This is a genomic window from Thalassospira sp. ER-Se-21-Dark, from assembly GCF_017922435.1.
Taxonomy (GTDB): Bacteria; Pseudomonadota; Alphaproteobacteria; order Rhodospirillales; family Thalassospiraceae; genus Thalassospira.
Genome location: NZ_VDEZ01000001.1, coordinates 822,765 through 837,584, shown reverse-complemented (window position 1 = coordinate 837,584; position 14,820 = coordinate 822,765). Strand labels below are relative to the sequence as shown.

Genomic DNA, 14,820 nt, shown 5'->3' with positions numbered 1-14,820 from the left:
CTTACGTATCCATTTCGCGGTATTTTTCTTCAACCACGCGGGCAATTTCGCGCCAGACCGGCAACCGGTCGGCTTTTCCCAGACGTTCAAGATATTCAAGGTCAATGCGGCTTTCGGGGGCCTGGCCGGTGCGGCTTTCAATGGCGACTTCGCGGGCCAGATGCTGGGCAATATAGATTGCGCTAAGCGCATTCATTTCGGTATGCCGCGTGTCTTGCGGGCGATGGTGATAGGCAACCGTCTGCACCATGGCGCTTGGAAAGCCCCACAGGCCCAAAAGGTACGCACCGATTTCCGGGTGGGCCGCGCCAAACTGGTCACGTTCGGCAACGTTAATCGGAATGTCTTCGGTTTCGACCCGCTTGATGACCTCGGCCATTTCATTGGCGCGATAGGCATAAAGGATCAAACTGCCGGTATGGCTCAGCATGCCCACAGCGGCCATGACACTGATCACTTCCTTTGGAAGCTTTTCCTGTTCGGCGATCAAGGTGGCGACAACGCCAAGCTGCTGGCTGCGCTTGCACAGTTGCATCATCCGCGTGACCGCCGGTTTGGGGCCTTCAAAACTGCGAAACAGACCGATAAACAGGGCAAGCGCCTTAAGCGTATCGACGCCAATCATGCGGATGGCTTGCGAGACAGATGTGATTTTCTGACTGACCGCAAAATAGGCCGAGTTGGTCAGCTTCAGGATCTCGGCGGTTAACGCAATGTCCGATGCAACGATGGCCGTAAGCTGCTCGTTGCTGGTCAGCGGGTTTTCCAGTGCCTTGACAAGGTTTGTATAGGTTATCGGCGGGGAGGCAAGTGCATCAATCCCGCCAACAAGTGCACGCAGGTCCGGATTGGTCAGAAGGTCTCGCAGATCAAGCGCATTCTCGATGGTTTCGACCAGCATCTGATCATCACACGGTTTTGCCAGATACTGATGAGCCGGGCCAACCGTGCGCAGGATTGCCTCTTCCTCGGCAAAACCCGACAGAATGATACGCGCGCTATGCGGGTGTTTTTCCTGCATGATGGTCAAAAGTTCTGCGCCATCGGTTCCGGGCATGCGCATGTCGGAAACGACGACATCCGGTTCCATTTCGGCAGCCTTCGCCAAGGCGCTTTCCGCGTCATGCGCGAAATGCAGCTCCCAGCCGGACCGGACCGAGCGTAACCGGCGACGCAAACCATCCAGAATATTTTTGTCATCATCGACAAAAAGGATGACGCTCATTTTCACCTCATGCGTGTGCTCCATGGTATATACATGGGGCCTGCAAAGGATCTTTGATAGTCCGCATATGTGGAGGGTCGTGTCCTTTTTGCCCCTTTTTCCTGATGACGGGGCACATCAGGACACGTGATCTAGTTGTTGGTCAGTTCGCGGTATCTGTTGGAAACAACAGCCGCAATATTGGTCCATTCTTCAATGTGACTCTGCTTGCCGATCTGGGCGAGATATTCCTGATCGATCGTGCTTTCGACCGTCCGTCCGGCATCACGATCGGCAATTTCACGTGTCAGATGTTGCGCAACATAGATCGCGGTCAGGGCCGTCATTTCCCGGTGTGGCAAATCCATTGGCCGATGATGATAGGCAACCGCCTGAATGACAGGTGCCGGGAAACCCCACAATCCCAACAAATAGGCACCGATTTCGGCATGTCCGGCCCCGAATTGTTCGGCCTCCGCCTGATCAATTGAAATGCCTTCTTTTTCAACACGGTCAATGACCGCCTGCATCTCATCAGGGCGCTTGGTATAAAGGATCAACGTTCCGATGTGACTAAGCATCCCGATGGATGGCACAGCATGGCAAATTTCACGCGGAAGCCGTTCATATTCGGCAATCAGGGCCGCCGTAACGCCAATCTGCTGGGAGCGGTGGCACAGGCGTTTAAGATTGGCTGCCTGACTGGCCGGGCCGTCAAAGCCGCGATATAGCCCGACAAAAAGGGCAAGTGCCTTGAGCGTTTCCATCCCCAGCATCCTGACCGCGTGCGCGATCGACGAAACATTCTGCGTCACTGCGAAATAGGATGAGTTGGTCAGTTTCAAAACTTCGGTGGCCAGCGCGATATCGGACTCAACAATTTTACTGACGGTATCAAGCGCGTAATTCGGGTTCGAAAAGGCCGTTTCCAGACGCATGTAGGTGTCGGGTGGCGAGGCGAGGCTTTTGGAACCGGCGACAAGGGTTCTAAGTTCGGGGCTTCTCAACAACTGACGCAGACCCAGCGCGTTTTCGATACTGTCGACGAGGGTTTCATGATCGCAAGGTTTGCTCAGAAACTGGTGTGCCGGGCCGATGGTGCGCAGATAGGATGCGTTGTCGGCATGACCGGTCAGAATGATACGTACGGCATCGGGATGGGTTTTCTGCAAGGTTTCAAGCAAGGTCACACCGTCCATGCCAGGCATCTGGATGTCTGAAACGATGACGTCGAGATCCTTGTTTTCGGCAAGTTCGATGGCCTGAGACCCGCTATTGGCGAAATAAAGGTTCCACTCGGGACGGGTGCTGCGCAGACGTCGGCGCAATCCGTTCAGGATGTTGGCATCATCATCAACAAACAGAATGTGGTGCATTTTACCCGCTTCTTCTTAAAATACATTTTGCAAATGGGGGTCGGCGGGACCCCATACAAGATCGCAAAATCACGGGCCGGTTCCCTGCGCGATCCTACCCATATATGGCGCTGCCGTTGCAAACACATTGCTCCGCATTATTGATCGCACGATTGACAGATCCGCAACAGGCTGCAAGAAAACCATGCAACGCGATAAGTATTGTGTAATCATATATTTATGCCAGTGAACCAGGGTTTAATTATCATGTTTTGTCACAATGTTCACTGTCATTGACGGGTATACTTTATAAGAATTCTTGGAACTGCAGCGCCCATGTGCTGTTTCCGATTGATCGGGGGTACCGCCCACCAGATGACAACACGCACCGAACTGGTTGATGCAATCAAAAAGCATCAGCTCTTTGTCATGAAGCAGCCCGGCGGTCGGCGATTGCAGCTCCGCAATGGCAATCTGTCGCGCATCAAGATGAGCAAGATCAGTCTTGAAGATGCGGTGCTTCCCGGTGCCAATTTCATCCAGGCTCAGATCCAGGATGTCAAATTTGATTTCTGTGATCTGTTCGGAACAAACTTTGTCGAGGCCAACCTCGAAGGTTCAAGCTTCATGCGCGCCGACTTGCGCGGCGCCAACATGGCGCGTGCCAAACTGCGCAATGCCAACCTGACGGGGGCCGATCTTCGATCCGGTGTGATGGTGATTGTCGATGCCGGACGCGAAAAAAAGGTCAAGCGACAAACAGATCTGACCAACGCAGACCTTCAGGGATCGGTGCTGTCGGGTGCCAATCTGGCCGAAAGCAACATGTCGGGTGCCCGGCTTGCCGATGCGGATCTGAGCGACGCCAACATGTTTGCCGTTAACCTTGCCGGCGCGGATCTTTCGGGCTGCAACCTGTCGGGCGCAAAGCTCAAGAACGCGAACCTCAAGGGGGCAAAGCTCAAGGACACGCTTTTGCTTGGTACGGACTTGTCGGGTGCCAATCTGCGCAATGTTGACCTGACGAATGTTGATCTGTCGCAGGCCAATACGTCAAACTCGATTGGCAGCAAGGCGGCAACGCCGCTCCCCGATGATATACGCATCCTGCTTAATGCCCATACCGAGTGGCTGACAAGTGGCGGCATATCGGGCGCACGCCTTGATGTGACCGGTCGTGATCTGACCGAACTTGATTTCACCGGGTTTGATCTTTCGGCGGCATGTTTTGATGATTGCATCCTGCGCGGTGTTTTGTTGGTCGATACCATTCTGGTCATGGCATCGATGCGCAATGCCGATTTGTCCCGCGCCCGGCTCAGCGGGTCGATCATGAACGGTGTGCGGATGTCCTATGCCAACTGTACCAAGGCCGTGCTTCAGGGCGTCAAGTTTGGGGGCGTCGAACAGCGCGATGCCAAGGGACAGAAAACGGGCGAGGTCTGGCGCGCAGACCTTCATGCGACGGACTTTTCACACGCTGACCTTCGAAACTCGGTTTTCGATGAACCCCACATGAAGGGGGCCAAGCTTTGCAAGGCCAATATTTCCGGTGTTGCCTTTGGTGAAACGGACTTAAGCGATGTCGATCTTGACGGTACCAACACCGGCTCGATTCTGACAGGAATCATCCCCGGTAAGGTTTAGGATCCAACCCTGCCACGGTGCGGGTTCACTAAGCGTTCGGATAGTTTTTCCCTATTTTTTACAGACTTAAACCGTCCCAATCCCGCGCAATGTCTTAAACAAATTGCGTTGCAGGGAAACTGCGTCATTCTATAATCCAGAATAATAACAATCTAATTTAGAATCTCTGGGGTTTTCTGCTGAATGTCATCGCGTTCGGAATTGATTGATTCAATCAAGAAGCATCAACTTTATCTCAATCAAAAGCCGGGCGGGGTGCGCATGCAAAAGCGCAACTGCAATCTTTCCCGCATCAAAATGAGCAAGATCAGCCTGAAAGAGGCGGTATTACCCGGTGCAAACTTTATCCAGGCATCGGCACGCGACGTTTGTTTCGATTTCTGTGACCTGTTTGGCGCAAACTTTGTTGAGGCTGATCTCGAAAATTCGACCTTTGAACGCGCCGATCTGCGCGGGGCCAATATGGCACGGTCCAGTTTGCGCAATGCCAACCTGAACGGCATTGATTTGCGCGCAGGCATCATGGTGGTCCTTGAAGGGGCTCGTGAACGCACGGTCAAACGCGAAACCGACATGTCAAATACCGACCTCGAAGGTGCCATGATGTGGGGGGCCAATATGGCCGGTGCCAACATGTCGGGATCGCGCCTTGCGCACACGGATATGAGTGATGCCAACATGTTTGCCGTCAACCTCGAAGGCGCTGATCTGACCGGGTGCAAGATGAATGGCGCAAAACTTCGCAATGCCAACCTCAAGGGGGCGAAGCTTGCCGGGACGGAACTTGTCGGGGCGGATCTGAGCGGTGCGAACCTGCGCAATGTCGACTTGCAGGATGTCGATTTGTCGCAGGCCAACACATCCTACTCAATCGGTGGCGGTACGCCGACGGCCCCGCTGGTTGATGATATTCGCGAACTTGTAAACGGGCACAGTACCTGGCTGGCCACCGGCGGCAAAACCGGCATGCCAATGATTGCTGCCGGTCGCGATTTGTCGGGCATGGACTTTTCGGGCATGGACCTGTCGGGTGCTGTCTTTGACAAATGCATTCTGCGCGGCACGCTTTTTGTCGATACCATTCTTGCCATGTGTTCGATGCGCGAAGCTGACATGCATAAAATCCGCATGAATGGTGCTGTGCTCGATGGCGTGCGCATGGCCGGTTCTGATTGTAGCGAGGGTGTATTTCAGGGAGTTCACTTTGGCGGTGTCGATCAGCGCGACAAGAAGGGTGAAAAGACTGGCGTCGTCTGGAACGCGGATCTTTCGGATGTCAATTTCGAACAGGCCGATTTGCGCAACTCGGTATTTGATGAAGCCAAGATGAAGGGGGCCAATCTGACCAAGGCAAACGTTGCCGGCGTCGCCTTTGGCGCCACGGATCTGAGCGAAACCGAACTTGAAGGTGCCAATGTCGGCCTGATCCTCAATGGCTATATTCCCGGCAAGAGATAACCTTTGCTGGTCATGACCCAAAATGCAAAACGCCGCCTTCACTGAGGGCGGCGTTTTTTAGTGCACAGGACTGTGATCGCTTAGCTGCGGTAATCCGCATTAATCGAGATATAGCCATGCGTCAGGTCACAGGTCCAAACCGTGGCCGCACCATCGCCAAAGCCAAGATCGGCATCAATGTCGATATACTGGCCCTTGATGTGGGCCTCGACCGGGCCTTCGTCGTAATCGGCAACACGTTCACCATTCTTGGCCAAGGTAATGCCACCGATTGCAACGCTCAGCTTGTTCGGGTCTGCTGTCACACCGCATTTACCAACCGCCATGACGATCCGGCCCCAGTTGGCGTCTTCACCGGCAATCGCGGTTTTGACAAGCGGGGAGTTGGCAATGGCCTTTGCGGCAGTCTTGGCTTCTTTTTCGTTTACGGCACCGGTGACTTTGACGGTGATGAATTTCGAAGCACCTTCGCCATCGCGAACGATCTGATGGGCAAGATCACGCAGCACGTCTTCAAATGCCGCTTTGAACGCGGCAAGTTCCGGGTCGTTGACGTCACCAATCGCGTCATTGCCCGCCTTGCCGGTGGCAGCGACAAGGAGCGTGTCCGAGGTTGACGTATCGCTATCAACTGTGATCGCGTTGAAGCTGCGGTTGTTGCAATCGGCCAGAATGGCCTGCAAAACGCTGTGCGGCAGGGCGGCATCGGTAAACACAAAGCTTAACATGGTTGCCATGTTCGGCTCGATCATGCCTGATCCCTTGGCGATACCGGCAATGGTCACGGTTTTGCCATTGATGGTCGCGGTGGCTGACGCGCCCTTGGGGAAGGTATCGGTTGTCATGATGGCCTTGGCGGCATCAAGCCAGCCTGCCTCATTGGCCAGAAGATCACCCAGTGCATCGGTGATGCGGTTTGCCGTGGTCGGCTCGCCAATCACGCCGGTCGATGCGGTAAAGATTTCGGTTTTTGCACAACCCAGCGCCTTGGACGCGGCTTCGACCTTGTCAGCAACGAACTTTTCGCCCGCCTTGCCGGTAAACGCGACCGAGTTGCCCGCATTGACAAAAAACGCACGTGCCGTACCCCCCTTAAGCGCCTCACGTCCCCAGCGGACCGCCGCCGATGCGGTGGTCGATGTGGTGAAGACACCGGCAACCTGCGTGCCTGGCTCAAGTTCGGCCAACAGCACATCCGGGCGCCCCTTATAGCGAATGCCAAGGGTTGCGGTATGCAGTTTAACGCCAGCAATCGCCGGAAGGTCTGGGAATGCCGCAGGGGCAAGCGGTGAAATGGCAGTCGCAACCATCAGTGCAGTTTCCTTTATTGGATAAGTCGGTCCATCCTGCCGCAATGGCGACGAAAAGCAAGCGGCAGAATGAATTTACGCGATCAAATGATGTGTAAAAAACGGGGCGAAGCCAATGGCTGCACCCCGTTTTCGAATTCTCTGAAGCCAGTCGCGATCAATCAATGCTGACCGCGAAGTCTGCGGGATTATTCCGCCGGCTTTTCCTTGGCGGCTTCTTCTGCTGCCTTCGCGGCTTCGATTTCGACATAGTTGACGATTTCGGCATCAGAACGCAGGTCTTCGACAAGTGCGTTAAACGCATCGCGGCTGATTTCGGCCACCAGCTGCTGACGGACTTCGTCAAGCGACGGCTGGGTGCCTTCTTTTTTCTCTTCAACCTTGATCACGTGCCAGCCGAACTGGGTCTGAACCGGCTCGCTCGAATAGGTGCCCGGTTCCATGGCAAAGGCTGCCTCAGCAAACGGTGCGACCATGTCGGCACGGTTAAAGAAGCCAAGGTCACCACCGTTCGGGCCGGACGGGCCGGTGGACTTTTCTTTGGCGAGTTCGGCGAAGTCGGCACCATCGTCAAGCTCTGCGATGATGGCCTTTGCGTCTTCTTCGCTTTCAAGCAGGATATGGCGGGCGTGAACCTGCGGCTCCGGCTCGTTGGTTTTGATGAATTCTTCGTATTTTGCTTCGATCGCATCATCGGTGATCGCGTCACTGAGCGCACGATCCAGATAGGTTTCCGCGATCAGGCGGCGCTCAAGGGCTGCGATCTGTGCTTTGACTTCTTCGTCATCAGCCAGACCGGCTTCGCTGCCTGCATCCATCAGCAGGCGCTGATTGATTTCACGGGTCAGAAGATCTGCCTTAAGCATGTCAAACGGAAGCTGGCGATACTGTTGCGGCAGGCCCTGCTGGGTTGCGCGGACTTCTGATTCAAGAATGTCCTCACCATTGACCGTCGCCAGCACCGGGTCTTCTGCCGGTGCAGCGTCCTGTGCCATGGCAGGGGATGCGAAAATGACGGTTGCCAGGGACGCAGCAAGAAGGGATTTGCGCAGCATAGTTTCTCCAGACTTTGATTTCAGATGGGCTTATGCCCAATGCCTCTGCCCACGGGTAAAACACATAAGTTGTGCCTGCACAAGGCTTCGCCGTGGATGTCGCACCTTTTGACAAAGCTTTCTGTCTAAAATGTGAAGAAGCTAAATTTGCGTGTCAGCATGTTGTGAAGTGTATCTGTGCGTTCACGCGCGCATCACCCGCAAGGCGGGCAATGCTCGGACGTCAGTTATGTGAAATTTTGACACGGATGGGACTGTTCAGGCCTGAACGTCAAACAGCACTTCACCGACCATGCCTTGTGACCCGTCTGTGCGGGTGAAACCCGATTTGGCCACCAAATCCCCGCCGATAAGCCGTTCGTTCAACGGTGTGATCATGGTCAGCGATATCGATTTGATGCCTTCGCTTGCCAAGCTGCTCTGGCTTCCATCGGCACGTAGTAGAACGAGCGAACTGAACACAGCATCACTTTCGTCAATCACGCCATCCTGGTTGTCATCATATTTGGCCAGCTCGGCAAAGCCGTCTTTGGCACCGTTCTGGTCACCAAACAGTTCGGTGCCGTTGTTGATTTTGCCATCCCCGTTGCGATCAAGTGCCAACAACGCATCCCCGCCACTTACCCAGGCGGTTTGATCCTCGTCGCCATCGCCATCAATATCGAATGTGACGCCGCTGGCAACGTCGGTGACATCAATGCCATTGCCGTCAAGGTCCAGGATAAGGGGGTCCACCTGCTGATATATCTGACGAATTTCAATGCTTGTATACTTGATGCTGATTTGCTCAATCTTGGCATTGATCTCGGCCATGGAAATGCCCCCACTCATTCGGCCGGAGGAAGCGCTTCGAAGCTGGGTAAGGTCAATATTGACAGCTTGGGATATCATCTGCAGGGAACCTGCATCGGCCTTGATGTCGCCCGAAGCAATCCCCTTTACGAGTGATTCGACGGATATGCCATTGGGAACGCCGTCGACACCGCTGATCGCAACATCACCAAGCGGACCATCGGCCATCTCAGAGGCCATCTGACGTGCCTTTTCGGGCGGGACGCCAATCATCGAAAGAATGATAAAGGCATCATTATCCATTCGGCCCTGCGCATCTTGAATGGCAGGTTTGACAGCATTCAGAATATCGAGCGCACTGGTTTGCACTTCAAAAACCGGCAAATGGGCAAACGGTTCCGGCGCATCTTCAACTTTCTCGTTGGCCTTAGCGCTCAGGTCCACCTGATCTGCAATCGCGCGTTGGACCTTGCTCAACTGTCCCGCATTTGTTTTTTGCGCCGCAACGCTTTCACCAGCAGCCTTTGCTGCTGCCTGCGCGCCGGCATAGGCATCCATACCGACTGTGCCGGTTTGCGGTGGGGGGACCATGTTCGGGTCAAGCATCATTCAGCACCTCCTTCCTGAAGGGCTGCGGGATGTCGGTCACGACATCCCGTTGCAGTTAAATCAGAACATCCTGTTCCTGTGTCGGGTCAGTGACGGGCACGGTTTCACCATTCGGGAACGTAAAGGTGGCCTTGCCATCATCCTGACCAAAGACGCCCATCGGCATCATCATATCAACGGTCAGCTGAAGCGGACCGGTACCCTCGCCAGCACCGTCAACCGGCTGATTGATGCTGCGTACGATCAGGGTTGCCTGTTCCATGAACTGTTCAGTGATCTGGGCATTCAGGGCCGCCATTCGTTCAGCCGCAAGCGCCTGACCATTGGTTTGCGCAGCACCGGCTGAGTCGCCCTCTTCCGACGTATCATCAGAACCGACTGTTGCATTCATCAATTCACGAATGAATTCAGCGACTCCGTTGTCATTGATATCAAACAGAAGACCACCACTCTCGGCACTGGCCGGGTTGCCCAGCATATCCACAAGCGACCCGCCACCCAGTCCATCCATGACCGCGCCAAGTGCGCCAAGGGCTGCACCGGCACTGTTGCCAATTGCGATGGCTTGGGTCTTTACAACTTCAATCTTGGCGGCCTCGTAATTAAACGAGAACTCACCGGTTTCATTGTTGATGCTGATATCAAGCGACTGGACCGCCATCATGGCGGATTCCGATACGCCAACCGCGGCACCATTGGCCCCGGCGTATGAAATGGCGGTCTTGCTGTGGCTGGCGATCGCCTGATCAAAGGAAAACTCGAACTGATCCTGCCCACTGGCAGCATCGCGAATGCCATTGAACATGGCATCCGTTGCAGCAATCGCATCTTCTTCGGACATGCCCGAAAGCGCGAACATTTCCTGCACACTGCCGCGAATCATTTCAAGCGACGCATCAAGTGCGCGTTCAAACAGTTCTTCGGTTGTCAGGGATTTGTTCGACAGGGACTTGCCTGCCGCCGGGGCAAGCTTCTGGCTGTCATTATGTGCGGCAAGCGCATCGTCTGACAACGCAACCGGATCAACCCGATTGCGCGCATCATTTCTCGCCTGTGCGGCACTGTCACCGGCATCGGGATTGCTTTTTGAAATGGGCTGACGCGCATCCTGAAGGGCGGATTGGCCCTGACGAAATGGATTAAGCGCTGAGAAATCGACCATAATCCTCCTCCTGAGGATGTGATTTGGCAGCGCTTTCGGGGCAACCCTGCGTGCCAAAACGAGCTACATGCTCTGTTAGGGTTTAAAACTATTAGGCGAATGGTACGCCGATTTTTCGCATTTCTCAAGCAAGAAGGGATCAACAGCCAAAAACGAAAACGTGAAACCGTCCGGATGTGTTCCGGGACTGCGGTGAAAACTGGTAATTCTCAGCCCAACATTAGCGATATTGGCTCGTTCCGTTGACAGATGGCAGGCAGGGTTCTATCTGTGATCGGGCTCCGCTTTCTGTCGGGCCTCATTGTGTCTTAATTTATTTGTTCAGGAACGTATTAATGCTCGGCGCTATTGCCCGGAAAATTTTCGGTTCAGCTAACGATCGTGAAGTCAAAGCCCTGCGGGCCACGGTCGAGCAAATCAATGCCCTGGAACCCGAAGTCGAAAAGCTTACTGACGACGAACTGCGCGCCCGGACCGATTGGCTGCGCGAACGTCTCAAGAATGGCGAGACTCTGACCGACATCCTTCCTGATACCTTTGCCACCATCCGCGAGGCATCCAAGCGTGTTCGTGGTGAACGTCATTATGATGTGCAGCTTCTGGGCGGCATGGTTCTGACATCTGGCAAAATCGCCGAGATGAAAACCGGTGAAGGTAAAACCCTGGTTTCGACCTTGCCGGTTTATCTGAACGCGCTTGAGGGCAAGGGCGTTCACGTGGTGACGGTCAACGATTATCTGGCAAGTCGTGACGCCGAATGGATGGGCGAGGTTTATGGCTTCCTTGGTCTGACCGTTGGCGTGATCATGCATGGCATGACCGATGATCAGCGCCGTGCGGCTTATGCCTGTGACATCACCTATGCGACGAATAACGAGCTCGGCTTTGATTATCTGCGCGATAACATGAAGTTCCGTCTCGAAGACATGGTGCAGCGCCCGTTCAACTTTGCGATCGTCGATGAAGTCGACTCGATCCTGATTGACGAAGCCCGTACCCCACTGATCATTTCGGGTCCTGCCGAAGACAGCTCCGAACTTTACCGCTCGATTGATGCGCTGATCCCGAAACTGATCGAAGAAGATTTCGAAAAGGACGAAAAGGCGCGTGCGGTTACCCTGACCGAAGAAGGCACCGAACACGCCGAACAGCTTCTGATGGAAATGGGCATCCTGACCGAAGGCACGCTTTATGACGTTGCCAACGTTCATCTGGTCCATCACGTCAACCAGGCGCTGCGTGCCCACAAGCTGTTCCAGAAAGACACCGACTATATCGTCAAGGACGACAAGGTCGTCATCATTGACGAATTTACCGGTCGTATGATGGAAGGCCGCCGTTATTCCGATGGCCTGCATCAGGCACTCGAAGCCAAGGAAAAGGTCAAGATCCAGAACGAAAACCAGACTCTGGCCTCGATCACCTTCCAGAACTATTTCCGTCTCTATCCGACCCTTGCCGGGATGACCGGTACGGCAATGACCGAGGCCGAGGAATTCGAGGAAATCTACAATCTTCAAGTTGTCGAAATCCCGACCCATCGCCCGATTGCCCGTAAAGATGCCGATGACGAGATTTATCGCACCGCCAATGAAAAGTGGATTGCGATCTCTGAACAGCTTGAAGATTGCCACAAGCGCGGCCAACCGGCCCTTGTCGGGACGGTCTCGATCGAGAAATCGGAAATTTTGTCCGATCTTCTGAAAAAGAAGAAAATCCCGCACGAAGTTCTCAACGCCAAGCAGCATGAACGCGAAGCCTTGATCGTGGCCCAGGCCGGTGCGCCGGGTGCGATCACGATTGCAACCAACATGGCCGGTCGTGGTACCGACATCAAACTTGGTGGCAACGTTGAAATGCGCGTTGAACATGAACTGGCCAACGTCACCGACGAAGCCAAACGTGCGGCCGCGATTGAAAAGATCAAAGCCGAAGTCAAAGCCGACCAGGAAAAGGTTCTCGCCGCTGGTGGCCTGTTTGTGATCGGGACCGAACGTCACGAATCACGGCGTGTGGATAACCAGCTGCGCGGTCGTTCCGGCCGTCAGGGTGACCCGGGTGGGTCGAAATTCTATCTGTCGCTTGAAGATGACCTGATGCGCATCTTCGGGTCCGAACGCATGGACGGCATGCTGCAGAAACTTGGTCTGCAGGAAGGTGAAGCAATTTACCATCCGTGGATCAACAAGGCGCTTGAGAAAGCCCAGCAGAAGGTCGAGGCACGCAACTTCGACATTCGTAAAAACGTTCTGAAATTTGACGATGTCATGAACGACCAGCGTAAGGTCGTCTACGAACAGCGCCGTGATCTGATGCAGGCCAAGAACGTTGCCGAAGACGTTGCTGACATGCGCGCCGAAGTCATCGAAGACATGGTCGACAAATACTGCCCGGCCAAGGTCTATCCTGAACAGTGGGAAGCCGCCAGCCTGCACGAAGAAGTTACCCGTCTTCTGGGTCTTGATCTGCCGATTTCTGATTGGGTCAAGGAAGAAGGCATCGATCAGGAAGTCATGCGCGAACGCATTGAAAAGGCAGCGGATGCGAAAATGGCGGCCAAGGTTGCCAACTATGGTGCTGACATCATGCGCCAGGTTGAAAAAAGCCTCGTGCTGCAACTCCTTGATCAGTCTTGGAAAGAGCACCTTCTGGCCCTTGATCACCTGCGTCAGGGCATTGGCCTGCGCGCCTATGGTCAGCGCGACCCGCTCAACGAGTTCAAGCGCGAAGCGTTCAACATGTTTGAAGCCATGCTGGTATCCTTGCGCGAACGCGTGACCCAGATGCTGTCGCATGTCGAATTGCAATCGACCCCGCGCCCCGAAGACCTCGAAGCACCGCGCCGTCCGCAACAGGAAATGCGCGAAAACCGCGACGAACTCGAAGCAACCGAGCAGGGTGTCGATACCGCAACCGTTCAGTCGCGTCAGCCGGGTAATTTTGACCCCAACGATCCGTCGACATGGGGGCGTGTTGCCCGCAACCAGGCCTGCCCGTGCGGATCTGGCAAGAAATACAAGCATTGCCACGGTCAGTTGAACTGATCGCATTGGCCATGGATTAAAGGAAAAGCGCGCTCCTTCGGGATGCGCGCTTTTTCTTTGTCAGTTGCTTGCCGTCAGGGCCTTGGTTGGCAGATGGCTTTGCAGGAACTGTTTGACCGGATCCAACACCGCATCATCGCTTGTCAGATAGAACCCCAGCGCAATCAGGGTTCCGGCATGGCCTGTCTCGGGGACTTCGACAAGTTCTGCATCCGGGGCCAGCTCGGCAAGCTTCCTCGAATTGCGCGGTAAAACCGTGTGATCACGGGTGCCCGTAATCAACAAAAGCGGTGGCATATGCGCCAGATCCATCTCGACCGGCTGGCTCTGATTGGCCGGTGTCTCGCCAAATGCATTTTTGGTGGCCGCAACATCATAGGGATAAAAATCATACGGGCCCGAAAGCCCGATGATGCCGGCAATGTCATCGGCATCAAGCCCGACAGCATGCAGATATTGTTGGTCCGCAACCAGCTGAACGGCGTTATAGGCCCCGGCGGAATGACCGGCCAACATAATCGGGACATCCTTGATCTCATTGGGATTTTCCCCGGCATAGCTTTTCATAAAGGCGATCGCAGACGCCCCGTCCTCGATAAAGTCCGGAAAACGAACATCGGGCACCAATCGGTAATCATGGATCGCGACCGCATAGCCAAATTCGGCAAAACGTTTGGCGATAAAGGCATACTTGCCGCGATCACCAGAATCCCAGGACCCGCCATAAAACCAGATCACAAGCGGGGCTGGCTGCAGGGAGGGATCGGGCAGATAAAGATCCATACGCTGCCGCTCATCCGACCCATAGGAAAGTGCCGCGATATCAGGTTCTAAATCACCCGCCTGCCAATGATTATAAGCACCAAGCTTGTCACATCCGGCCAGAAGCACCATTGCGACAATGGAATTGGTCGTCATGCTCAGAAACTTTTTGGGAAACATACGCGGTGCCGATCTATGCAAAAATTATCGTTTATATAGTCAATACGTTAGCGCACTGAATTCCGTTTAAAACATTCAAATGGATGTTTGCGCTGACGACACCCTTTATGTCCTCGGATTTTGACAATCCAGACCTGTAAAGCAGCACGTCGCATGTGTATTGTTGGGATGTATTTATTAGTCCTTAATCGCCTGCTCCCTAGACTTTCCGGGCAAAGTTCAAATTCGGAGATCCAGTCAAA

The 14,820-nt window shown here is 54.3% G+C and carries 10 protein-coding genes; 3 read left to right on the top strand and 7 right to left on the bottom strand.

Going from position 1 to position 14,820, the window contains the following annotated elements; genetic code table 11:
* Position 1: 1 nt before the first annotated feature.
* Together FHI25_RS03655 and FHI25_RS03650 are read right to left on the bottom strand one after the other, a co-directional pair.
* Positions 2–1,225 carry a response regulator gene (locus FHI25_RS03655; protein ID WP_210515234.1) on the bottom strand — a complete coding sequence of 408 codons (1,224 nt, stop codon included), beginning with the start codon at positions 1,223–1,225 and terminating at the stop codon, positions 2–4.
* 131 nt (positions 1,226–1,356) lie between these two features.
* On the bottom strand, positions 1,357–2,580 hold the full coding sequence (locus tag FHI25_RS03650; RefSeq protein ID WP_210515231.1) for a response regulator: 1,224 nt from the start codon (positions 2,578–2,580) through the stop codon (positions 1,357–1,359).
* Positions 2,581–2,934: 354 nt separating this feature from the next.
* Here FHI25_RS03650 and FHI25_RS03645 point away from each other — a divergent pair, with 354 nt between their 5' ends.
* Both FHI25_RS03645 and FHI25_RS03640 read left to right on the top strand, forming a co-directional pair.
* Entirely contained in the window at positions 2,935–4,206 is a 1,272-nt protein-coding gene (locus FHI25_RS03645) for a pentapeptide repeat-containing protein (protein WP_246878882.1), read from the top strand.
* Positions 4,207–4,389: 183 nt separating this feature from the next.
* Positions 4,390–5,664, top strand: coding sequence for a pentapeptide repeat-containing protein (locus tag FHI25_RS03640; RefSeq protein WP_008888376.1), 1,275 nt, complete (start codon positions 4,390–4,392; stop codon positions 5,662–5,664).
* 80 nt (positions 5,665–5,744) lie between these two features.
* Here the strand turns inward: FHI25_RS03640 and argJ are convergent, their stop codons facing one another.
* From argJ to FHI25_RS03620, 4 genes are all read right to left on the bottom strand, one after another.
* On the bottom strand, positions 5,745–6,974 hold the full coding sequence (argJ, locus tag FHI25_RS03635; protein WP_210515225.1) for a bifunctional glutamate N-acetyltransferase/amino-acid acetyltransferase ArgJ: 1,230 nt from the start codon (positions 6,972–6,974) through the stop codon (positions 5,745–5,747).
* A 188-nt stretch (positions 6,975–7,162) separates the two neighbouring features.
* Complete coding sequence (locus FHI25_RS03630) at positions 7,163–8,029, bottom strand: peptidylprolyl isomerase (RefSeq protein ID WP_210515222.1); 867 nt, start codon at positions 8,027–8,029, stop codon at positions 7,163–7,165.
* A gap of 258 nt (positions 8,030–8,287) precedes the next feature.
* Entirely contained in the window at positions 8,288–9,430 is a 1,143-nt protein-coding gene (locus FHI25_RS03625) for a hypothetical protein (protein ID WP_210515218.1), read from the bottom strand.
* 55 nt (positions 9,431–9,485) lie between these two features.
* The gene (locus FHI25_RS03620) at positions 9,486–10,592 is read right to left on the bottom strand and encodes a hypothetical protein (RefSeq protein WP_210515215.1); all 1,107 of its coding nucleotides are present in this window, start codon (positions 10,590–10,592) and stop codon (positions 9,486–9,488) included.
* A 335-nt stretch (positions 10,593–10,927) separates the two neighbouring features.
* Between FHI25_RS03620 and secA the strand changes: the two genes are divergently transcribed.
* Positions 10,928–13,636 (top strand): preprotein translocase subunit SecA, encoded by a 2,709-nt coding sequence (secA, locus tag FHI25_RS03615; protein ID WP_008888371.1) that lies wholly within the window; start codon positions 10,928–10,930, stop codon positions 13,634–13,636.
* A 60-nt stretch (positions 13,637–13,696) separates the two neighbouring features.
* Here secA and FHI25_RS03610 read toward each other — a convergent pair whose 3' ends face one another.
* Complete coding sequence (locus tag FHI25_RS03610) at positions 13,697–14,554, bottom strand: alpha/beta hydrolase (protein WP_210515213.1); 858 nt, start codon at positions 14,552–14,554, stop codon at positions 13,697–13,699.
* Positions 14,555–14,820: the final 266 nt, after the last annotated feature.